Source organism: Nitrospirota bacterium, assembly GCA_016214385.1.
Classification (GTDB): Bacteria; Nitrospirota; Thermodesulfovibrionia; order UBA6902; family JACROP01; genus JACROP01.
The window spans coordinates 1-20,429 of record JACROP010000007.1; the positions used below are offsets into that span (position 1 = coordinate 1).

At 43.4% G+C, this 20,429-nt stretch carries 25 protein-coding genes, 1 tRNA gene and 1 pseudogene; 10 read left to right on the plus strand and 17 right to left on the minus strand.

Going from position 1 to position 20,429, the window contains the following annotated elements; translation table 11 throughout:
- The first annotated feature begins 380 nt into the window (after positions 1 to 380).
- Both HZC12_00240 and HZC12_00245 read left to right on the plus strand, forming a co-directional pair.
- Positions 381 to 1,372: pseudogene (locus HZC12_00240) on the plus strand (Fic family protein).
- Positions 1,373 to 1,495: 123 nt separating this feature from the next.
- The gene (locus tag HZC12_00245; protein ID MBI5025166.1) at positions 1,496 to 2,215 is read left to right on the plus strand and encodes a succinate dehydrogenase iron-sulfur subunit; all 720 of its coding nucleotides are present in this window, start codon (positions 1,496 to 1,498) and stop codon (positions 2,213 to 2,215) included.
- Between the two features lie 201 nt (positions 2,216 to 2,416).
- On the opposite strand, the gene HZC12_00250 is transcribed toward HZC12_00245, so the two are convergent.
- The 12 genes from HZC12_00250 to HZC12_00305 form a co-directional block, all read right to left on the minus strand.
- Positions 2,417 to 2,647 carry an Lrp/AsnC ligand binding domain-containing protein gene (locus HZC12_00250; GenBank protein ID MBI5025167.1) on the minus strand — a complete coding sequence of 77 codons (231 nt, stop codon included), beginning with the start codon at positions 2,645 to 2,647 and terminating at the stop codon, positions 2,417 to 2,419.
- 199 nt (positions 2,648 to 2,846) lie between these two features.
- Complete coding sequence (locus tag HZC12_00255) at positions 2,847 to 3,614, minus strand: energy transducer TonB (protein MBI5025168.1); 768 nt, start codon at positions 3,612 to 3,614, stop codon at positions 2,847 to 2,849.
- The gene (locus HZC12_00260; GenBank protein ID MBI5025169.1) at positions 3,611 to 4,717 is read right to left on the minus strand and encodes a geranylgeranyl reductase family protein; all 1,107 of its coding nucleotides are present in this window, start codon (positions 4,715 to 4,717) and stop codon (positions 3,611 to 3,613) included. Before HZC12_00260 ends, HZC12_00255 begins: the two co-directional genes overlap by 4 nt.
- A 102-nt stretch (positions 4,718 to 4,819) precedes the next feature.
- Entirely contained in the window at positions 4,820 to 5,398 is a 579-nt protein-coding gene (locus tag HZC12_00265; GenBank protein MBI5025170.1) for a hypothetical protein, read from the minus strand.
- Positions 5,353 to 5,808 (minus strand): universal stress protein, encoded by a 456-nt coding sequence (locus tag HZC12_00270; protein ID MBI5025171.1) that lies wholly within the window; start codon positions 5,806 to 5,808, stop codon positions 5,353 to 5,355. Before HZC12_00270 ends, HZC12_00265 begins: the two co-directional genes overlap by 46 nt.
- Before the next feature lie 3 nt (positions 5,809 to 5,811).
- Positions 5,812 to 6,828 (minus strand): galactose-1-phosphate uridylyltransferase, encoded by a 1,017-nt coding sequence (gene galT / locus HZC12_00275; protein ID MBI5025172.1) that lies wholly within the window; start codon positions 6,826 to 6,828, stop codon positions 5,812 to 5,814.
- On the minus strand, positions 6,821 to 7,576 hold the full coding sequence (locus HZC12_00280) for a type III pantothenate kinase (GenBank protein ID MBI5025173.1): 756 nt from the start codon (positions 7,574 to 7,576) through the stop codon (positions 6,821 to 6,823). Before HZC12_00280 ends, galT begins: the two co-directional genes overlap by 8 nt.
- A 6-nt stretch (positions 7,577 to 7,582) precedes the next feature.
- Positions 7,583 to 7,891: a hypothetical protein gene (locus HZC12_00285; protein MBI5025174.1), complete on the minus strand. Its 309-nt coding sequence runs from the start codon at positions 7,889 to 7,891 to the stop codon at positions 7,583 to 7,585.
- 24 nt (positions 7,892 to 7,915) lie between these two features.
- A complete protein-coding gene (locus HZC12_00290; protein MBI5025175.1) occupies positions 7,916 to 8,587 on the minus strand; it encodes a biotin--[acetyl-CoA-carboxylase] ligase in 672 nt (223 codons plus the stop codon).
- On the minus strand, positions 8,565 to 8,816 hold the full coding sequence (locus HZC12_00295) for a hypothetical protein (protein MBI5025176.1): 252 nt from the start codon (positions 8,814 to 8,816) through the stop codon (positions 8,565 to 8,567). The genes HZC12_00290 and HZC12_00295 overlap by 23 nt, the downstream gene beginning before the upstream one ends.
- Positions 8,817 to 9,452: an endonuclease III gene (nth, locus tag HZC12_00300; protein ID MBI5025177.1), complete on the minus strand. Its 636-nt coding sequence runs from the start codon at positions 9,450 to 9,452 to the stop codon at positions 8,817 to 8,819. It lies immediately after the preceding gene.
- Between the two features lie 163 nt (positions 9,453 to 9,615).
- Positions 9,616 to 10,233: an MBL fold metallo-hydrolase gene (locus tag HZC12_00305; GenBank protein MBI5025178.1), complete on the minus strand. Its 618-nt coding sequence runs from the start codon at positions 10,231 to 10,233 to the stop codon at positions 9,616 to 9,618.
- A gap of 119 nt (positions 10,234 to 10,352) precedes the next feature.
- Here HZC12_00305 and HZC12_00310 point away from each other — a divergent pair, with 119 nt between their 5' ends.
- Both HZC12_00310 and HZC12_00315 read left to right on the plus strand, forming a co-directional pair.
- Complete coding sequence (locus HZC12_00310; GenBank protein ID MBI5025179.1) at positions 10,353 to 10,520, plus strand: hypothetical protein; 168 nt, start codon at positions 10,353 to 10,355, stop codon at positions 10,518 to 10,520.
- A gap of 37 nt (positions 10,521 to 10,557) precedes the next feature.
- Positions 10,558 to 11,277, plus strand: coding sequence for a hypothetical protein (locus HZC12_00315; protein MBI5025180.1), 720 nt, complete (start codon positions 10,558 to 10,560; stop codon positions 11,275 to 11,277).
- A 336-nt stretch (positions 11,278 to 11,613) separates the two neighbouring features.
- On the opposite strand, the gene mnmE is transcribed toward HZC12_00315, so the two are convergent.
- The 5 genes from mnmE to HZC12_00340 all read right to left on the minus strand — a co-directional run bounded on the left by mnmE (position 11,614) and on the right by HZC12_00340 (position 15,021).
- On the minus strand, positions 11,614 to 13,005 hold the full coding sequence (gene mnmE / locus HZC12_00320; protein ID MBI5025181.1) for a tRNA uridine-5-carboxymethylaminomethyl(34) synthesis GTPase MnmE: 1,392 nt from the start codon (positions 13,003 to 13,005) through the stop codon (positions 11,614 to 11,616).
- Positions 13,002 to 14,564, minus strand: coding sequence for a membrane protein insertase YidC (yidC, locus tag HZC12_00325; protein MBI5025182.1), 1,563 nt, complete (start codon positions 14,562 to 14,564; stop codon positions 13,002 to 13,004). The genes mnmE and yidC overlap by 4 nt, the downstream gene beginning before the upstream one ends.
- The gene (yidD, locus tag HZC12_00330) at positions 14,564 to 14,773 is read right to left on the minus strand and encodes a membrane protein insertion efficiency factor YidD (protein MBI5025183.1); all 210 of its coding nucleotides are present in this window, start codon (positions 14,771 to 14,773) and stop codon (positions 14,564 to 14,566) included. The genes yidC and yidD overlap by 1 nt, the downstream gene beginning before the upstream one ends.
- 12 nt (positions 14,774 to 14,785) lie before the next feature.
- Positions 14,786 to 14,926 carry a 50S ribosomal protein L34 gene (rpmH, locus tag HZC12_00335; protein ID MBI5025184.1) on the minus strand — a complete coding sequence of 47 codons (141 nt, stop codon included), beginning with the start codon at positions 14,924 to 14,926 and terminating at the stop codon, positions 14,786 to 14,788.
- A gap of 18 nt (positions 14,927 to 14,944) precedes the next feature.
- Positions 14,945 to 15,021: transfer RNA gene (locus HZC12_00340), tRNA-Met, on the minus strand.
- Positions 15,022 to 15,390: 369 nt separating this feature from the next.
- Here HZC12_00340 and HZC12_00345 point away from each other — a divergent pair.
- The 6 genes from HZC12_00345 (at position 15,391) to HZC12_00370 (ending at position 20,429) form a co-directional block, all read left to right on the plus strand.
- Entirely contained in the window at positions 15,391 to 16,623 is a 1,233-nt protein-coding gene (locus tag HZC12_00345) for a site-specific integrase (protein ID MBI5025185.1), read from the plus strand.
- Positions 16,624 to 16,630: 7 nt separating this feature from the next.
- Positions 16,631 to 17,050 carry a hypothetical protein gene (locus HZC12_00350; protein MBI5025186.1) on the plus strand — a complete coding sequence of 140 codons (420 nt, stop codon included), beginning with the start codon at positions 16,631 to 16,633 and terminating at the stop codon, positions 17,048 to 17,050.
- 18 nt (positions 17,051 to 17,068) lie between these two features.
- A complete protein-coding gene (locus HZC12_00355; protein ID MBI5025187.1) occupies positions 17,069 to 17,512 on the plus strand; it encodes a phage tail protein in 444 nt (147 codons plus the stop codon).
- Positions 17,513 to 17,705: 193 nt separating this feature from the next.
- On the plus strand, positions 17,706 to 18,716 hold the full coding sequence (locus HZC12_00360) for a hypothetical protein (protein MBI5025188.1): 1,011 nt from the start codon (positions 17,706 to 17,708) through the stop codon (positions 18,714 to 18,716).
- Positions 18,703 to 19,377, plus strand: coding sequence for a dTMP kinase (locus tag HZC12_00365; GenBank protein MBI5025189.1), 675 nt, complete (start codon positions 18,703 to 18,705; stop codon positions 19,375 to 19,377). The genes HZC12_00360 and HZC12_00365 overlap by 14 nt, the downstream gene beginning before the upstream one ends.
- The gene (locus tag HZC12_00370) at positions 19,359 to 20,429 is read left to right on the plus strand and encodes a DNA polymerase III subunit delta' (GenBank protein MBI5025190.1); all 1,071 of its coding nucleotides are present in this window, start codon (positions 19,359 to 19,361) and stop codon (positions 20,427 to 20,429) included. The genes HZC12_00365 and HZC12_00370 overlap by 19 nt, the downstream gene beginning before the upstream one ends.

Below are 20,429 nucleotides of genomic sequence, written 5' to 3' on the forward strand. Positions count from 1 at the left end.
GAAAACAAAAAGGGCAAAAAACTTTTCGGCGGTATAGTTACAAACACAGACCCGAGAAATTATCGCGGAAGATGGGTTTATTTTGACGAGACGAGCACAGAATTAAAGGAAAATGATTTTAGTAACTGGAAAAGCTTTGAACTTTGATTAGGCACGGGTTATTAGAAACTGCTTAAAGCTAAACACCAGATGCAATGAGGTTAACAACCCACTCCTGAACTCACGGCTCGAATATTGAGGCAAAGATTACGAGATTAGGGTGGAGAGATGACGGAGGCAGGAGAAAAGATTATGAACTGGAGAGAACGGAAATATGGCTTTAAAATCAGTTGAATCACAAAACGTTGAGTTCAAATCCAACTGGAGAGATACTGCGAGTGATGTTTAAACCGAATTTTCGGTATACGGATAAAATTGTCGGCGATCTTACCCAGATAGCCGCTGCAAGGGAACTCGTGCTGAATTCTCCTTTTATTCCGAAATGGGAGGTCTCGCTCCGCCGGGACGCTATTATCAGGTCTGCTCATTCATCTACGGCGATTGAAGGAAACAGGTTGTCTTTCGAACAGGTCAGCGATCTTGCGCAAGGCCGTGAAATCATGGCAACTCGAAAAGACAGGCAGGAGGTTTTGAATTATCTCAAAGTTCTTCAGTCCATTGATAAGTTGACAGACGGCAAGAAAATAACTGAAAAAGACATTCTGATTGCGGCGTGTATCGGAATCGTTATGTCATAGTCGGGAACAGGTTGACAGGAGAGGTCTTTTTCAGGCCACCTTCAAATGAAGATGTCCCAAAATTAATGAAGGCATTGATTACGTGGCTGAGTTCTGCAGAGGCACAAGCTTTTGACCCTATTATTGAGGCTGGAATAGCTCATTATGAATTTGTGAGAATCCATCCCTTTATAGATGGAAATGGGAGAACTGCCCGTGTCCTTGCCACACTGATACTTTATTTGAGGGGATTTGATGCAAAACAATTCTTCTGTCTGGATGACTATTATGACTCGGATAGGCCGGCATATTACCGGGTTCTTCAGGGCGTAGATCAAAAAACCCTCGATTTAACCGCTTGGCTCGAATACTTTGTTGAAGGCGTGAAGGTGAGCATTGCAGCTGTTAAGGAGAGCGTTGTCCGCCTCAGCAGCGAAAGACTGAGAAAGGCTAAGAAAGGGCAGATTGCTTTGACTGATAGGCAGATGAAGATTGTGGAGAGGATAATCCGGGATGGAAAAATTACTATCGGTGAAGTTGCGAAAGAATTTGAGATTTCAAGGCAGGCTGCTTTAAAGGAGATGAACAAACTGGTTGGACTGAAGGTTGTCAGACTCGAAGGAAAAGGCAGAGGGGCGTATTATGAGCTTGTCTAAACGGTTGTCGATTAGGTTGTCAATTAGGTTGTCATTTGTAAAAGACGGGCAGTTTATTATGTTCTTCTATTTAGAGAATCTTTTTACCCAAGAGACGGAAAAGCGCATTGAACGCATTGCTGCATGGGAAAATATAGATTTAAGATAAAACGGTTTAACCAAGAAGAAGATTCATCTCCTCGATGGGAAGAATTCGCTCTTAATATGGAACCTGCTGAAAGGGTTCTGGATGGTCTGATAAAGATCAAGGACAAACTTGACGGCTCACTTACTTTCAGGCATTCATGCGAACATGGCATCTGTGGCTCATGCGCCATGAAGATAAATGGCGAGAACAGGCTTTCCTGTCAGACCCTGATAAAGGATGTGCCTCAGAGGATTGTGATTGAGCCTCTGCCTGCATTTAAGGTTATTAAAGACGTGGTAACTGACATGGAGATTTTCTTCAATGCAACAGACAATGTCAGCCCATACCTGATAAACCCTGAAGAGCCACCTGGGAGGGAAAGACTTCAAAGCCCTGATGAGCATGAGAAAATCCTTGAATCTGTAACCTGCATCATGTGCGGATGCTGCACATCAGCATGTCCGTCTTACTGGGCAGATAAGTCATACTTAGGCCCTTCAACCCTTCTCAAGGCCTACAGATTTGCCTTTGACTCACGGGACAGGGCTATGAATGAAAGGCTTGATGCTATTGATAATCCCCATGGACTGTGGCGCTGCCATAATATATTTAATTGCGTTGAGGTCTGTCCTAAGGAGATAAATGTAACATGGCATATATCACAGTTGAAAAAAAAGGCAGTAGCCAGAAAACTCCCCTACTCAAGAAAGAAATAAATGGTTCTTTCGCAAAAAAGTTGAAAAAACGTATAAATAACCACAGAGGCACTGAGAATATGTTTCTTTTTAAAACCACAAAGAACACGAAGTTCACGAAGAGATAATAAATTAAAAACTTAGTGTTCTTCGTGCTCTTCGTGGTGTCATATTTTAGTTTTTTCTCTGTGTCTCAGTGTCTCTGTGGTTTTTGTTCCTGGACTACTCAACTGCGATAAATGTCTCTGTCCTGGATATTCCTTTAAGTCCCCTGATGTCTTTCAGGATTTTTTTGAAAATGGAGTCAAGGTCTTTGCTCTCAATTACTGCTATTACATCATAGACGCCTGTGATGAGGTCTGCCCCGCTCACGCCTTTAATGGCCCTTAATTTATCCCTTATGTCCCTTTCCTTGCCTGGCATTGTATTAGCCAGCAGATATACCTTTGCCATAGACACCTCCTTTAAGAAAAACTTACCACATCTAACATAAATTTCAAGATTAAACCACTACCCAAATCCCGATTTAGAAAATGCCTTTTTCTTATAACTCCCCTCACCCTCACCCTCTCCCATCCCCGGCCTCGCTCCGCGAAGCGGGGCGGGCAAGGGAGAGGGAATTTTAAGGAAATTCTATCTCTGTTTTTAGGCACTACCGTATATAAAACAGGCCTATTGCATAGATGAAATGGCCTGTGATTGTAAGGCTATCTTTATCATAGTCTTCTGGCAGGGGCCAGAAGGGCTCTGCATTTTTAAGTGCCTTTATTGCAGCCTCGTCGAGGTCTTTATGCCCTGAGGTGCGGACCAGCTCTGCATCGCCAAGTCTGCCATTTTTTAGTATGGTGAATCTTATATAGAGGTCGCCGTAAATGCCTTTCCGTGCTGCCTCTGGAGGATACTGCCATACGCTTTCAATCCTTTCCTTCAGCCTTCTCATATAGCCCATGTACTGGAATTCGGATGTATCGAAGGATACGCCCCTGTCTGTAGCGCTCTCCTTTTTGGCAAATTTCTCAACTGTCTCTTTATCAAAAAGTGGAAATCTTTTTGTCGGCCCGGGTGAGGGTTTAGCCTTTGGAATATCCCCGCTTTTACTGTCATCCGAGGAGGGCGCTTTCCCCCGGCTGAGCGTTGTACCGCCAGATGCTTCAGGTGTTTTTGTGTCTGTGCCCTCTCCATGCAGCCTCTTTGGAGCGATACCTTTTGAGATTGATGGCAGCTTCTCCGGTACAGGTTTAGATGGCTTTGCCGGTCTGTCCGGAGATGCGGGTGTAACAGGCCTGATATCAAATGGGCCTACTATTTTTACATCAAATGGGGTGATTCTGCCTGGTCTGTTTAGATAAAACAGGGCAAATAAGACGAGTAGAATAAAGTGAATGGTCATGGATGTGGCTATGTAACGGTTCAGTCTCAATGTAAAAACCTTCTGAAGAAACCTATATAGCTTAAAAGCCCTGATGTGCCCAGGTCTTTTCCTAACCAGAGCCTCATAGAGGCCTTCTGTATGTCTTTTCTCCTGTGAAGTTCAACGAGGTGCTCTGCATTTTCATCATTTTTTAAGAAATGCTCTTTAAGCCTCTGCATGAGATAAAACCTTTTTGCGTATTTCCTCTTCCATGTTTTTTCATACATGATGGGCCTGCCTGCAATGATAGCCTCAGCAGCCATCTGGCCGCTCTTCATAGCGTAATATATGCCTTCGTAGCTAAGAGGCATTACAAGTCCGGCGGCGTCTCCTACAAAAAGGACATTTCCATAAACCAGAGATTCACGCCTTTTTAAAGGTATTCTGTACACCTTCCCATTGCCTGTCTCGTTTAATTCACGCCGCCTTTTAAAGTTTTCAATAAGGCCTTTTAAGGCCTGCCCATCTGTTGAGCCTGTTCCTATACTTATGTGCTCCTTTTTAGGAAAGACCCAGGAATAGAGGCCAGGGGCATGGGATGAGCCAAACCAGAACTCGCAGCAGATGTTACTTGCGGTGCCAATCGTCAGACTGGAGACTTCGATCTCTTCCATCATTGTATAAAGGCATGGAAGATGAGCAAGGTTTAAAGCACTTACGACTCTGGAATTTACTCCATCTGCTGCAATTAAAAAATCCGCTTTTAAAGTTTTTTCCTTCCCATCTTCAATTATAGTTATATTGAGGCTCCGGCCTTTTTCTTCTACTGAGGTTATTTCTGCCTCGATGAGATGCGCACCAGCCTTCTCTGCCATGTCTCTTAAGTTTCTGTCAAAGACCCCCCTCTCAACCATTAATAGTGAACTACCTTCAAGAGGTATATCAACCCTCAAGCCTTTTGGAGAAATGACCGAGATGGTTTTGACTTCCCTGTATGTTGCGCTAACAGGCAGGTTGAACTCTTCAAAAGCCCTCGATGGTATTCCGCCGCCGCATGGTTTTATCCTTTTGAAGTCCTTTTCCACGAGGTAGACGTTTATGCCAGAGGAGGCAAGGTTTTTTGCAGCAATAGAGCCTGAAGGCCCGCCACCTGCTACAACAACTGTACGCATTATTCTATACCGAAAAATGGATATACAACTGTACGCATTATTCTATACCGAAAAATGGATATACATGTAATTTATGATAAATTTTAAAGTTCTTATTTGTTTTTATCCTATATTAAAGCCTGGAGGGAAGGGGCAGTATATCCTTGCTCTTTTAGGTGTAGGGCCGCTATCCAGGAAGTAAGCAGATATCTTAAAGAAAAAGTTTGCGACACTCCCTGATAAGCTCCCATCTCTGTTTTCCCTCCAGGGCCTGGTCTGTTCAACATCGTTGATGGCTACGATAAGGTAAAGGTTATCCTGTTCCATTCCCTTTATGTCTTCAGGGCTTGGTATCGGTATTCCCTTGGTAGAGCCAAACTGGGTATGGGAGTGGAAGTCCCCTATAATCTGAAGCTTTTCAAACTTGGAAAGAATGGGCTCTATTTTTTTATGATTCCTGTGGTGGAATATTACGCCCTTTGGCTTTCTCTTGGCTGTCTGAAAACTGAAGGCATGCTCGATAATAAAACGGTCCTCGAGCCTGTAGCCGAGGAGATAGCCGAGGGACTCCCGCTTGAAGACCTCTGCGCAGCTTAAAAGGAGGTCCATAAAGGCGTTCTCAGAGAGATACACCTTCTTTGGCCGCCTTTTTCTGGCTATTGTTTCCTGTGCTCTGGCAATCTTACTGTCATTACCGGGCATGGCGCACCCCTGACCACCTTTTCGGCAGTACTTCCAAAAATAATTCTATCCAGACCGCTCCTGCCATGGGTTCCAATAACTATCATGTCTATATTTTTTTCTTTAGCAAATTTTATTATCTCATCGTGGGGGATACCCCTTGAGATAATCTTTTCTACATTCTTGAAACCCCTCGTTTCTTCCATGCAGCACTTTTCCATCTCTTTCTGTGCCCCTGCAGCCATATCTTTGTAAAGTTCTTCCATTGGTATATGTGGGACATACCAGCCTGTAGCCTTGGCAACATCATAGATAACATGCAGGATGTAGAGTTTTGCATTGTAATGTTTTGCAAGGTCAACAGCATATGGCAGCGCATTGTAGGAACCTTCTGAAAAATCTGTTGGGAAAAGTATTTTTTCAACTTTCATGACTTAAACCTCCCTTAAATATTTTGCACAGTCCTCAGGGGATGTGGGTAATACGTAAGAGCCGGAGCCCCATTCAAACCCGGCAGTTCTTGTCAGGCGGGGCATTATTTCTATATGCCAGTGAAAATCCTCTCCGAGGGTATGCCAGTGATCGCGCCTCGGGATGCGGCTCGGAGCAGTATGCAGCACTGAGTTGTAAGGTGGATCATCGAGGAGTTTTTTGAGTTTGCCGACAATTGTAATCAGAGTTATTGCAAGGTCTTCTTCCTCTTCCCTGTTTATGTCCTGAAAGGCACAATTATGCTTTTTCGGCAATATCCACATCTCAAAGGGGAATCTTGATGCAAATGGGCACAAGGCCACAAAGCTCCTGTTTTCGAGGATTATTCTATCACCCATCCTGACGTCTTCTCTTATGATATCGCAGAATATGCACCTGTCTTTGAAATTATAATAGAGTTTGGCGCCATCGAGTTCTTCCTTGACCCTGCTTGGAATAATGGGTGTTGCAACGAGCTGGGAATGGGGATGGCTAAAACGGGCGCCAGCCGCCTTCCCATGATTTTTAAAAATCAATATATATCTCAGCCTCGGGTCTTTTTCGAGGTCAAGGATTCTTTCTTTATACGTTGATATTACCATTACAATCTGTTCCATGCCTGCATCTTCAGGCGCTCTAAAGTGTTCCGGGGTCTCTATGATTATCTCGTTGGCTCCTATGCCATCCATTTTGTCATACATCCCGATGCCCTGCCTGTTTAAATCTCCCTCTATCTGGAGCAGTGGCTGGAAATCAGGAATGACCCTTGTAAGCCAGCCGGCTTTATCTGGCTTGGTTCCTGCCTTCCTTATGGCCCTTATTTCGTGCGGTGTATTCATTTCTTTTCCCTCGCATAAAGGGCATGTTGCAGGGTCATCCGGAGGCTCCTTTAAACTGGCGTACTCGGACGGCCTCTTAGACTCATTTTTAAAAACAATAACCCACTGGCCCAGGATAGGGTCTTTCCTCAATTCATGCATTGCGTTCATAGAGCAACCGCCGACCTTCAAGAGTTAAATCAGGCTTAATCTCTATTGCCCCCTCTATGTAAGGAGCTACAAGCCCAGCGAAACCACCAGTGGCAACTACTCTCAGGTCTTCCTTTAGCTCTTTTTTCACCTCTCTTATAATTTTTTCAGTGGCCCCGGCATGGCCTATGACCAGCCCTGATAAAATGTTGCTTGCAGTATCGTCCCCGATTACTTTTTCCGGCCTTTTTAGCTCTATCCTCGGCAGTTTTGATGTCTTTTCACAGAGGGCATCTGCTGAAATTCCAAGGCCAGGCATTATCAGGCCACCTGTGTATTCGCCTTTATCTATGATGGCGCTGAAAGTGGTGGCAGTGCCAAAGTCTATAACAAGCACAGGGCTATTGTAAAGATTATAGGCAGCAACTGCATTGGCAATCCTATCAGCGCCGAGGTCTTCAGGATTTTTTATATTGAACTTCAGGCCTGTATTGAGCCTGCTGCTTACAATTAGGGAGTTAATCGAAAAGCTCTTTCTTACGGCATTTGTGAAGGCATCGGTGATTTCAGGGACTACGGAAGATAAAATAGCGCCTTCTGGCTTTTTGAGGTGACTGTGGAAGATAAAGCTCTCTAAGAGAAGAGAGTATTCATCAGTAGAGCGCAGCGGTCTTGTATTGAGCCGCCAGGTGGTTTTAAACCCATCGCTGTAGGCTCCTATTGTTATATTGGTGTTGCCTATGTCAATAGCTAAAAGCATTACCGCTCACTGTTCTTTGGATTTTGAATTTTTCAGTATTGTAACATCTCCAGCACATACTTTCTCGATCCGGCCTGAGGGAAGTTTTACTATAAGTTCACCATCGTCATCGATGTTTTCGGCAATTCCTGAGATTATCCGCTTTGCCATTGATACTTTTACCCTTTTCCCGAGGGTGGATGTAAGAGTTCTCCACTCATCGAGCAGGGGTCTTCTGCCGACCTTTAAAAGGACACTGTACCAGTGTTCCAGCTCTCTCAATATCCGACCTAAAAATTCAACCCTGCTTATTGATTCCCGGGCTTCGTGCTTCAAAGAAGTGGCTATGATCCTCACGTCCTAAGGCAGGGTGTTTAAGTCAAGGTTTACATTTATACCCATACCGAGGGCGACAAAGCTTATCCTGTCCATGTCTGATTTCATTTCTGTAAGGACACCCCCAACTTTTTTGTCTCCTATAAGGATGTCGTTGGGCCACTTTATTGTGGCCTTGAGCCCTGTGTATTTCCTTATGGCCGAGACAATTGAAACTGCAGCCATGAGGGTAAGGAGTGTCGCATCTTTTGGCGGAAATGGCGGCCTTAAGAGTAAAGTAAAATAAAGATTTACGCCGGGTGGAGAGATCCAGGTTCTTCCGAGTCTGCCCTTTCCTTTTTCCTGTGCATCTGCAACAACGATGGTTCCCTCCGGGCTTCCTTTCTGACCCATCTCCATGGCTATGTCATTGGTTGATGTGGTTGATTCAAAGAATAAGACTTTTTTGCCGAGGAGTTTCCCCTGAAAAACTCCTGTGATTTCATCTGCGGTCAGGATATCAGGGCTGCGCAGGAGCTTGTAACCCTTCGACGGCGAAGAATTGATAACATAGCCTTTTTGTTTCATAGCCTTTATCCTCTTCCAGATGCCTGCCCTTGTGATTCCGAGGGCCTTGCTCATGGCCTCGCCTGATACAAAGGTGCCTTCCCTTTCTTTTAAGAGTTTCAGGAGGTTATTGCCCACAGCTTTTTCCATAAATGAGAAACCTTTCAGCAAGTATCCGTCTGAATCTCGGTGCATAAATAAGGTCGTATACATCAGCCTTGTCAGGGAAAAGAGCCATAGCTGCTTTCCTGGCCTCAGAAAGCAGAAACCGTGCCTCTTGAAAAGTCATATCTGATTGCATGAGGATGCTACAGGTGAGGTCAACCACAAACCTCAACTTCCTGAGTCTCTGTTCCTCTTCTTCTATTAGTTCTTTCATTTAATGACTGCCCACTGTTTTATCCTGCCATTCGCATTCATCATAAAGCACACATTCAGGACATTTTGGCTTTCTTGCAATGCAGGTCTCTCTCCCATGCAATATCAAAGCGAGATTAAAGGCAGTCCATTTTTCCATGGGAAGCTGTCCTGTCAGTTCTTCTTCTACCCTGTCAGGGTTATCCGAGTGGGCAATGCCGAGCCTGTTTGAAACCCTGAGCACATGAGTGTCAACTGCAATGGCCTGACCTCCAAAGGCACTGCCTATTATAACATTTGCAGTTTTCCTTCCAACACCTGGAAGGGCTGTAAGCTCCACGGTTGTCGAAGGGACTTTACCCTTAAAGTCACTGACAATTTTTTCGCAACAATTGATTATCATCTTTGCCTTGTTTTTATAAAAACCTGTTGGTTTTATTTCTTTTTCCAGCGTCTTTAAATCAGCCTTTGCGTAATCCCCTGCTGTTTTGTATTTTTTAAATAGATTTTTAGTCACTTCATTTACCCTGATGTCTGTGCACTGGGCTGAAAGGATTGTAGCGACAAGTAGCTCCAGTGGATTCGAAAAATTAAGTGCTATCTTAGGGTCTGGATATTTTTTTAGTAACAGTTTATTTATCTTTTTTGCATCGGCCATTTTTAAGCATTTACCTGAGCAAATTCGACTCATTTGTCATTTCGACCATTTCCCGTTTGTCATTTCGACCCCCTTTTGTCATTTCGACCGAAGGGAGAAATCTTAAATGCCTGAGCAGAACGATAAGATTCCTCACTTCATTCGGAATGACAGGAAGCGATTACTATTCTTCCTGAAGTATCACAACCTCGATTTTCCCCTTTAATCCCTCAGCAAACTTCCTGGCATCCTCCCTGGAGCCAACAGTAGATGCATAATGCATTGGTATTGCCACCTTTGGTTTTATTGCGAGGGCAGCCTTTACTGCCTCTTCGGCTGTCATAACATAGGTCCCTGAGACTGGAAGCAGGGCTATATCAGCCCTTATGGCGGTCTCCATTTCAGGGATGTAATCTGTATCGCCAGCATGGTAAATCCTCTGGCCTTTTGTTTTAATGATATACCCGACCCATCCTCTGTCTTTCGTATGAAACTGTTTGTTTGTGTTGTATGCTGGAACTGCCTCTATCTCTATGCCCTCAACAGTGACCTTATCGCCTGGTTTGATTGTTTTGATATTTCCTGAAAGCTTTTTTGCAGAGTCCGCTGTGGTAACAATTACTGTCTTTGGCCCCTGGATTTTCTTTACATCTTCAAGGGAACAGTGGTCATAGTGTTCATGGGTTATAAGGATGATGTCTGCGGTGTCTTTCTTTTTGATTTTAAAAGGGTCTATGTATATTACCTTTTCCCCGATAATCTTAAAACTGTCATGCCCGAGCCAGTGAATATCTTTTATCATGGCTTTTACCCTCCCTTTGTCCTCTGCCCCGACAGAGGCAGATAGGAACATAATAATAGCAGCTAAAACAAATAAAACCCTTTTCATTGGTGGGCTCCCCTTTTTTTAAATTATATCACATGAGTAATGAGACAGGAAAGGGGCATTTTATACTTAAAAATCAACGAGTTAAGTCCTTAGGATTTGTTGCCAATCCCGATGCATCGGGACTAAATGGGCAGGGGCAAGCCCTGCCCCTGCAGGGTTCGGCAACAGCCTTAATTGACAGTATCTGCATTAATGCATAAAATTCCTTTAAAACTCTTCATAAAGTAAGGATGAGACATGGAAGAAGACTCCCTTAATAAAATCTTGCAGCACCTTAAGGCTAAGAGAAGCCTCGATTTTAGCGCTTACAAGATAGATACATTAAAACGCCGTATAGAGCAGAGATTCCCTCTGACACAAACCACATCTTACAAAGATTATTTTGACTATTTGCAATCCCGTGATAAAGAGATCGATGCCTTAATCGAGTCAATCACTATAAAAGTAAGTCATGTTTTCAGAGGCCCTATTGTTTTTGATGTGCTTGATTCCTTTATCCTTCCACACGTTATCAAACAGGGCGGGGCAGTACGGGTATGGTGTGCTATTGAAAAGGCACAGTCTGGCGTATACAGCGATAAGGTTATACAGGAGGTCAAGAAAAAATACCTTGATAAATATTTTACAAAGAAAGGCCAGGATTACGAAGTCGCAGACGAAATAAAGGCGATAGTTGATTTTGGTTACCACGACCTTGTCCATGGTGGAAGTCCTGCGCATGGAATCTTTGCAGACTATAATATTATCCTGTGCAGAAATGTCCTTATATATTTTCAGCTTGAGCTTCAGGAAAGAGTTATAAAAAATTTTGCCAGGATATTAAAACCTGAGGGAATTCTTGTGCTCGGAGAGGCTGAGTCAATATCTTTAAGTTGTGCAGAGGATTTTGAAGATGCATTCCCGGAGACAAAAATATATAAAAAGAGGCATGTAGAAGGCAGCAACTGGATGTCTTAAACCCAAATTACGCAAGCCTCCCCAAATGTCATTGCGAGGAGTCCCGAAGTTTCGGGACGACGTGGCAATCTCATCACTCAAAATGAGATTCCTCGCGGAGACTGTCCCGAGCGGAAAGACAAGATTCCTCGCTTCGCTCGGAATGACAAGCGAGGGACTCGGAATGATTCGCCGAGGCGAAAAGGGCTCGAAATGACAGCAAAGTAGTTGTCATTTCGACCGAAGGGAGAAATCTTTTTGTGGTGGTTAAGATTCCTCCCCTTCACTTCGTTCAGGGCTCGGAATGACAATGGGCAAGTGTTTTTCATATACCCTTGCGTAATTCGTGTTAAATATTTACTTCCCGATACAAAAATCCCTGAAGATTTTATCAAGGACATCTTCCGGGGTAGTTGGGCCGAGGATTTCGCCGAGGGCATCAAGGGCTTCTCTTAACTCTATAGATAGAAACTCAGGAGAGACATTTCTATTAAGGCTGTCCATAAAAGACTTTATAGATTCAACCGCCCTTTCCAGCGCCCTCACATGTCTTAAGTTTGTTACAAGGACAGTTGAATCGGCACCACCGTTTAAAGCTATGCTGGTTATCCTGTCTTTCAATTCATTTAACCCAGACCCTTTTAGAGCAGATATTAGGACTGCTGGTTTATCTGATGGCAGGGCATCTATGTTCATTTTTTGTGAGAGGTCTGCTTTGTTTATAACTAAGATTATGTTTTTTGAGATTGCCCTTTCAATCAGGTCTTTATCAGTCTCTCTCAATGGTTCGCTTCCATCGAGAACAAGCAGAACCAGGTCTGCCCCCTCCATTGTCCTGAGACTCCTCTGCACACCCTCTCTTTCAGCGACATCCCTGGCCTCTCTTATCCCTGCTGTATCCATAACCCTTACTGGAAAACCATTGATGTTCAAATATTCCTCAATGACATCCCTTGTTGTCCCTGGCATCTCTGTTACTATTGCCCTGTCCTGTTCAAGGAGTGCATTAAGAAGAGAAGACTTTCCCACATTGGGTCTACCGATAATAGCTGTTTTGAGTCCCTCCCGCAGGATTATTCCCTGCCTTGAATTATCTATAAGTTGCTGGAGCTCCCTCCGCAGTTCAATGGCCCTTTCTCCCATATCTTTTAAAGAGGGTGGTTCTATATCCTCCTCAGGGAAATCAATATGGGCTTCAACAAACGCACTTAATTCAATCAGTTCATTCCTGAGAGCTTCGATTTTCCTTGAAAGCCTTCCACCAAGTTGCTCCATGGCAGCCTTCTGACTGTGCTCTGTCATTGACTTTATGATATCAAGCACAGCCTCTGCCTGTGTAAGGTCGAGCCTGCCGTTTAAAAAGGCCCTTTTTGTAAATTCTCCAGGTTCTGCAAGCCTTGCACCTGCTTTTAAGACAAGCTCCAGGACCCTGCGAAGTGGCACAGGGCCTCCATGACAATTTATCTCCGCTATATCTTCCTTTGTATAGGTTTTAGGAGCCTTCATCAGTGATACGAGGACCTCATCAACAGGCTCATTTACCGCAGGGTCTATAATGTGGCCATACATGATTCTGTGGGATGGGCAATTGTGCAGGGTTTTGCCTGCAGGACCTTTAAACAGGGTATCTACTATGGATATGGCGTCTTTTCCGCTGAGTCTTACAATGCCGATACCGCTATGCCCCACAGGAGTCGAGATAGCGGCAATAGTGTCTTCTACGTCGGGATCGACTCGTACCGAGTTCATGAAGATGAAGCTTTTTTGTTTACATAAAACTGCTGGATAATGCTGAGGATATTGTTTACAAGCCAGTAGAGGACAAGCCCTGAGGGGAAACTCAGAAATATAAAGGTAAAGACAATAGGCAGGAACATCATTATTTTATTCTGTGTTGGGTCAAGGCTTGATGGAGTCATCTTCTGTTGAATTACCATGGTGATGCCCATGACTACCGGGAGTATGTAATATGGGTCTTTTGCCGAAAGGTCTTTTATCCACCAGAAGAAAGGTGCGCCTCTCAGCTCTATGGCCATGTTAAGAATATTATAAAGGGCAAGAAATATGGGTATCTGAAGGAGCATGGGCAGGCACCCTCCCATAGGGTTTGCCTTTTGCTGTTTGTAAAGCCCCATGAGTTCTTTGTTTAATTTCTGCTTATCTTTTTTGTATTTTTCTTGTAACTCCTTTATTCTGGGCTGAAGGGCCTGCATCTTTTTCATTGTCTGCTGCCCTTTATTGATAAGGGGAATAAAGGGGATTTTCGTGACAATGGTGAGGACTATTATTGCAAAGCCATAATTGTGGAGAAAAGAATTAAAGAACTTTAAGACCCAGAAAAGGGGCATTGCTATTATGGAGAAAAAACCGAAATCTATTATGTGTTCCAATCCGACATTAATGGCTTTTAGTCTGTCATATTCCTTTGGCCCGGCATAAAGTATAAAGCTGCTTTTTTGGGGGCCAAGTCTTAAGGCAATCTCAGCATTTTCTCCGCTCTTCCAGACACTGGCGCCTTCAACTCGATGCGAGTCTTCACTGAGAGTCGCTTTGACTCTCTTTTCTATTGGAGCAATGGCTGCTGTAAAGTATTTGTCTTCCTGGGCAATCCAGCGAATATTGCCGGTAAAATCCATGGGCCCTTTTAGTTTCTCAGCAGTAAACTCTTTTCTATCAGAGTCAATAAGGATTACTGGACCCTTATGACTGTCAGCGGTTTTATCAAAAAGGCCAAAGTCAGAACCTACAGGAAAGAGATACGATTGTACACCATCCATCTCAACTGAGATGTCGACCTTGTACTCGTTGTTATAAAAGGTTAAGGTTTTCTTGATAGAAAAGTTCTGGTGGCTGTAAGTGAAAGTTACATTCCCCGTCTCTCTGTTCTTATTTAATGTAAGACCCTTTGTATTTACCTGGTAAATGACCTTGAGCGGTAAATCCTGCTCTGTGCCTTCAAGAAGAAGTCCTAATGGCGGGATTGGCCCTGGTTGTTTAAGCAGTTTTATGGGATTCCCATCTTTATCATTATATTTCTTAAGTTCCCAGGATTTTATAACCCCGCCCTTATTTGTTAATACGGCTTTGTACAGATCTGTCTCCACTGTGATGTCCACACCTGTTTCCTCAGGCGGTAGAATTTCTTCTGGTAGCTTTTTTGGCAAAGGTGTTGGGGTTGTTTCTTTTTTAACCTCTACTGGCTTTTGCACCTCTGGCTGCTGCGGCACAGGTTTGGGTGCGAAGACATATTGATAAACAATCAGGATCAGCACTGCTAAAACTATTGCTAAGAGAGTTCGTTTTTCCATTATTTCACCGGGTCGTAGCCACCTGGATGCAAGGGGTGGCACTTTGCTATCCTCTTCAAAGTGAGCCAGAGCCCTTTTAGAAAACCATACTGCTCAAGGGCATCAAGGCTGTAGCTTGAACATGTAGGATAAAACCTGCATGTATTTGGTAAAAACGGAGAGATGTAGCTTTTATATCCTTTAACTATAATTATTGCTAATGCCTTCAATATACTACAACCTTAGACAGCTAATCTCTTCCGACCCTTATTACGTCTTCTCTTGAGAATCCTGCGGCCTCCCTTTGTACTCATCCTCTCAAGAAAACCGTGGGTTCTCTTGCGTCTTCTATTGTGAGGGCGAAAAGTTGTATAAGTCCCCATCTTTTTATTCCTTTCATTTGGTAGCGGGGGTAGGATTTGAACCTACGACCTTCGGGTTATGAGCCCGACGAGCTACCAGGCTGCTCCACCCCGCGATATTAATTATTTAATGATTCACTTATAATAATAAGAGTGCCGTCTAAAAGTCAATGCTACGAAAATGCATAGCGAGCGCATTCCCAGTTAGCGAGCGAATATTAAAGGTAATAATTCCTTACATTTCGAAGATTCCCCGTCCCGAAGTTTCGGGACTGCGGGGAGCTTCAATTTATTGATTTTACTAAATCTCATCCACTTCGGCTGATAGAAAGTTGCCAACTCGTTCCCTCTCCCTTGCCCTCCCCTACGACCCTCAGCTTGTTTGCAAAGGTCAAAAGCATCCCAGGCCACAAATGGCACCCAGCCGAAAAATACTGGAGCTTTCCCGATACCAATGGAACTTTAGAGAAGATTCTAAAGGCTTAATGAGCTTGTCGAATTTAGGGGGGATTGATATAATCTTACCGATTGGAGGTAATTATGGGGTGACTATCAGTAAGAATAGCTCAGGTAGGATAACAGTTGCCTTCCCTTATAACCCTCAGCTTGTTGCAAAGGTCAAAAGCATCCCAGGCCACAAATGGCACCCAGCCGAAAAATACTGGAGCTTTCCCGATACCAATGGAACTTTAGAGAAGATTCTAAAGGCTTTTGACGGAGAAGAAATTCATATAGACCCTGTGTTGCAAGTCCAGCCTTCCACCCCTGTCATTGCGAGGAGCGAAGCGACGAAGCAATCTCATATCTCTCCGTTTAGAAAAACAAAAGAAGTTCCCTCGCCCCTTTGGGGAGAGACCACCATCTTTACCCCCTCTCCCCTTGCGGGAGAGGGCAAGGGTGAGGGGGATTTTGAAGACCTCCGCAGAGAACTCCTCTCAAGAAAATACAGTTATAAAACCGTCAAGGGTTATATCTATTTCAATAGAGATTTTCTGAACTTTTCAGGCAAAAACCCCGCTGAGATTAACGATAACGACATAAAAGATTATCTTCTTTACCTTGCAGAAGAAAAACAATCTGCAACTTCCACATTGAATCAGGCAATCAATGCCCTCAAGTTTTACTACGGCTCAATGCTAAAGAGAAAGTTTATTTACGAACTAAAAAGACCTCGCAAGGACAAGAAATTGCCGGTTGTTTTAAGCAAGGAAGAAGTTGCAAAAATCTTATCTTCCGTGGATAATTTAAAGCATAAAGCCCTGCTTATGCTCGTCTACTCAGCAGGGTTAAGAGTTGGCGAAGTAGTGAAATTGAAGCCAGAAGACATTGACAGTAAAAGGATGCTCGTTTTTCTCAAAGGTTCAAAAGGCAGAAAAGATAGATACACATTACTATCTGAAACTACTTTAAAGACCTTAAGAGAATATTGGAAGGAATATAAACCAACAAAGTGGTTGTTTCCTGGACCAGACAAAGAAAGATACATTACCATAAGAACTGCCCAAAGGGTATTTGAGATGGCATGTGAAAAGGCAGGAATTAAAAAGGATGTTGCAATTCATAGCCTCAGACATTCATTTGCCACTCATCTTTTAGAAAATGGGACAGATTTGAGATACACCCCGCACTTTATGGAGAACCTAAAATGTAAAATGTATAATTTAGGTTTTAGGTTTGACCCCAAAACCATGACATTGCAAAAGTTAAGAAAGAGGTAAAGTATTAATGCCAGGGAAAATTTTAAAATGGAAAAAAGAGGCAGATTCTTGTAAACATGCAGTTATTGTGGATTTTGTATTCGACAATGGATTGTTTTTTATATCAATAAAAAACATTATCGATGAGCCAGTGTTTAAGGTTTCTATTAAATTTGACAAAAAGATATTTGGTGTAGAAGGGAGTAAAGAAATTTCAGCGCTTCCACTTTTTCAAAATATCGAATTCTTGCCTCCTCAAAAGGAAATCATGACATTTTTAGATACTAGTGCATCGTATTTTAGAAGAGGAGAACCTACAAAGATTTCTGCAAGGATTTCATATCAAGATTCGAAGGGAACGAAATACTCTACTACCATAAAACACAATTTAGAAATATATAAGGAAATCGGATACATACGTAGATTGGAGATGGGACATATCACATAGACAGGAGGTGATACAGCTATGCCAGTAGGAACAAGAAAAGACCCCTATATAAATTTTATGTTCATGGTAGAAATTGACGGCATCGCCCAGGCCGGGTTTAGCGAGTGCATAATTGGAGATACAACCATAGACTCCATAGAGTACAGAGAGGGCAATGAGCCTACAACAGTAAGAAAACTATCAGGACTTACTAAGTATGGAAATATCATACTTAAATGGGGAATAACAGATTCGATGGATCTCTATAACTGGATAAAGAAGGTTATAGAATCTGGTGCAGAAGGAGAAAGGAAAAATATGTCCATTATCATAATGGATGAAGCTGGCAATGGTAAGGTTAGGTGGGACATTGTTAACGCATGGCCTGTAAGATATAAACCTTCAGACTTAAAAGCCAAAGGTAATGAAGTATCTATTGAGACGATAGAGATAGCCCATGAGGGACTGATACGAGTAAGTTAGGAGACTCTTTTGACTGAGTCATCTTAAGAGATGCGATAGAAACATGTTGGGTGGGAAATGACAAGATTAAGTCAAAGTATGGGCAAAACAGCGTATAACAGCGGATAAAAGGCTACGGTGCTATGCACCTTCGGCAACTTCTTTTATCCGCAGCCCGTTTGAAACTTAACGCACATTTAGAGTATGATTAATAATGTTTCAGAGTTTAAGCACAACAGGCATTGGAAGCCTTCCTCATACAGACCCGGAAGAGGCATGCAGGGTTGTCTTTGAATCGGTAGATATACCCTTCTGGCCACAGCTCCCGCACAGGAGTTTTCTTGAACTCATGATCCCGCAGTATTCTGAGGGATTCCCTTTTATAAGGATTGAGGGAGAAAACCTCTGGGTGGAGAAAAACAGTGATGATGCTGTCCGCGCTTTTTATGAATCCATGGATAAAAAGATGGGGTTTCCCATATCAGAAGACCATGCACTGGGATTACATGCTTTTATAGGGCTTCTTAAAAAAGGCAGGAAGCTCAGGGCATTGAAAGGGCAGGTTACAGGGCCATTGACCTTTACCCTTGGACTTGCTGACAACCAGAAGAGACCTATTTATTTTGATGAAGAAATGAGGGAGCTTGCACTCGGACTACTTAAAGGCAAGGCACGGTGGCAGATAGAAACACTTCGACCGTTTGCCGATGAGATAATTATTTTTATAGATGAGCCAATCCTGTCAGCCCTCGGCACATCAGCTTATATAGGCGTTGATAGCATCGAGGCCTCGAGGCTGCTTAACGAGATGGTAAGCACAATAAAATCATACGGGGCCATTGCCGGCATTCATTGCTGCAGTAAAGCTTACTGGCCTATGGTCTTCTCCTCAGGCCTTGATATATTCAGCTTTGATGCCTATTTTTTCTGGGACACCCTCGGTATTTATCCTGATGAAGTAAAGGCTTTTATAAATAGGGGGGGGATTATCGCGTGGGGCATTGTGCCAACCACAGAAGCCATAAGGAAAGTTACTATTAATGGGCTGCAGGAGCAGTTCGGAAGGGGACTGGATTCTATAGAAGCGATTGGTGTTGCGAGGGAAAGACTCATAAATCAGAGCCTCATTACCCCATCCTGCGGGACCGGCTCTATGGAGGTTGAGGATGCAATGAAGGTTTTTTCGCTCCTGAAAGGATTAAAAGAATCTTATGCGAGGGATTAAAAGGGAAATCAAAAAGAAAACAGTTAAAAGAAAGTTTCGAGGTTTCATTTCCTTTGAGGGCATAGAGGGTTCTGGAAAAAGCACACAGGCAAAACTCCTGGCGCAATATTTAAGAAGAAACGGCTACAGTGTCTTAACTACCGAAGAGCCAGGCGGTACAGAGATAGGACATAAAATAAGGACGATTCTTTTAGACACGGCGCATAAACATATGAGCCCACTCACAGAGCTTTTACTATACAATGCATCGAGGGCACAACATATAAAGGAAGTAATCGAACCGGCACTCGCAAAAGGCATTATTGTAATAACAGACCGCTTTTTTGACTCGACAGTTGCCTACCAGGGTTATGGCAGAGGGATAAACCCGGCTCTCATAAAAGCAATTGATAGGGTCTCGACACACCACCTGAAGCCTGACATTACCTTTCTCCTTGACCTGAATGTCGAAGAAGGATTAAAGAGGAACAGGGGCGCGAGGAAAAAAGACAGGTTTGAGGCAGAGGACATCGAGTTTCACAAAAAGGTCAGGAGGGGCTACATGAAGATTGCCCGCGAGGAGCCAGATAGAGTGCGGGTAATCAATGCTTATGGCAGCAGGCAAACAGTCCATGAGAGGATAAAGGAAGAGATTAAGAAGATATGGCCTTCAGGGATATAATAGGTCAGGACAGGGCAATAGAGATTCTTGCTGGAAGTATTAGAAACGCCCGCATCTCTCATGCCTATCTTTTCTCAGGGGACGATGGCATAGGCAAGAGGCTCACAGCCATTAACTTTGCTAAGGCAGTTAATTGCCTAAAAGCAGAGACAAGAGACAAGAGACAAGAGACAAGTAAATATAATAACTCGTCGCTCGTCACTCGTCTCTCGTCTCTGGAAAAGTCACTCGTCACTCAAATAGACTCTTGCGACGAATGTCCATCGTGCATAAAAATCAAAAAAGGCATTCACCCTGATGTGCTTGAAATAAGCCCCGAAGACGGCATAATAAGGGTAAATGAGATAAGAAGGCTTGAGGAACTGCTGTCTTACAAAGCCTTTGAGGGAAAATGGAAAGTGGTCATAGTCGATGGTGCAGAGTGTCTCAATCAGTCCGCTGCAAATGCCTTTCTCAAGACCCTCGAAGAGCCTCCAGGCCAGAGCCTGATAATTCTTGTATCATCAATGTTAGGGTTAATCCCTCAGACAATTCTATCAAGGTGCCAGAGGATAAATTTTTCTCCCTTACCCATCAAAAAATTACAGGATTTGCTTCAGCAGATGGGGCAGGGCCAGGCCTCAGTCCTGAGCCGCATTTCTCAGGGAAGGCTTGGATTGGCCCTGAATGGGGATTTAATCCAGCAGAGAGAACGGTCTTTAAACGAATTTAAAACTCTTATCAATGGCCCGAAGGATGAAATATGGGGCGGAGGTAACAGGGATGCAATGGAGGAATGGTTTGATTGGGCCCTGCTATGGCTCAGGGATATTGCAGTTTATAAGGCTACAGGTGAAGCCACGCTCCTGATAAATTATGACATGGAAGCAGAAATTAGAGAACTTGCAGAAAATGCAGATTTAAATACTATCACGGCCCTCTCAAAAGAGCTTTATAATATAAAGGGCCTTCTGCGTTTTAATCTAAGCAAGCACATAACAGTTTATTATACAGGCATACTTCTTAAACACAGTTTGAAGTTAAATATAAAATTGGGAAAGGTGGTAGATTAA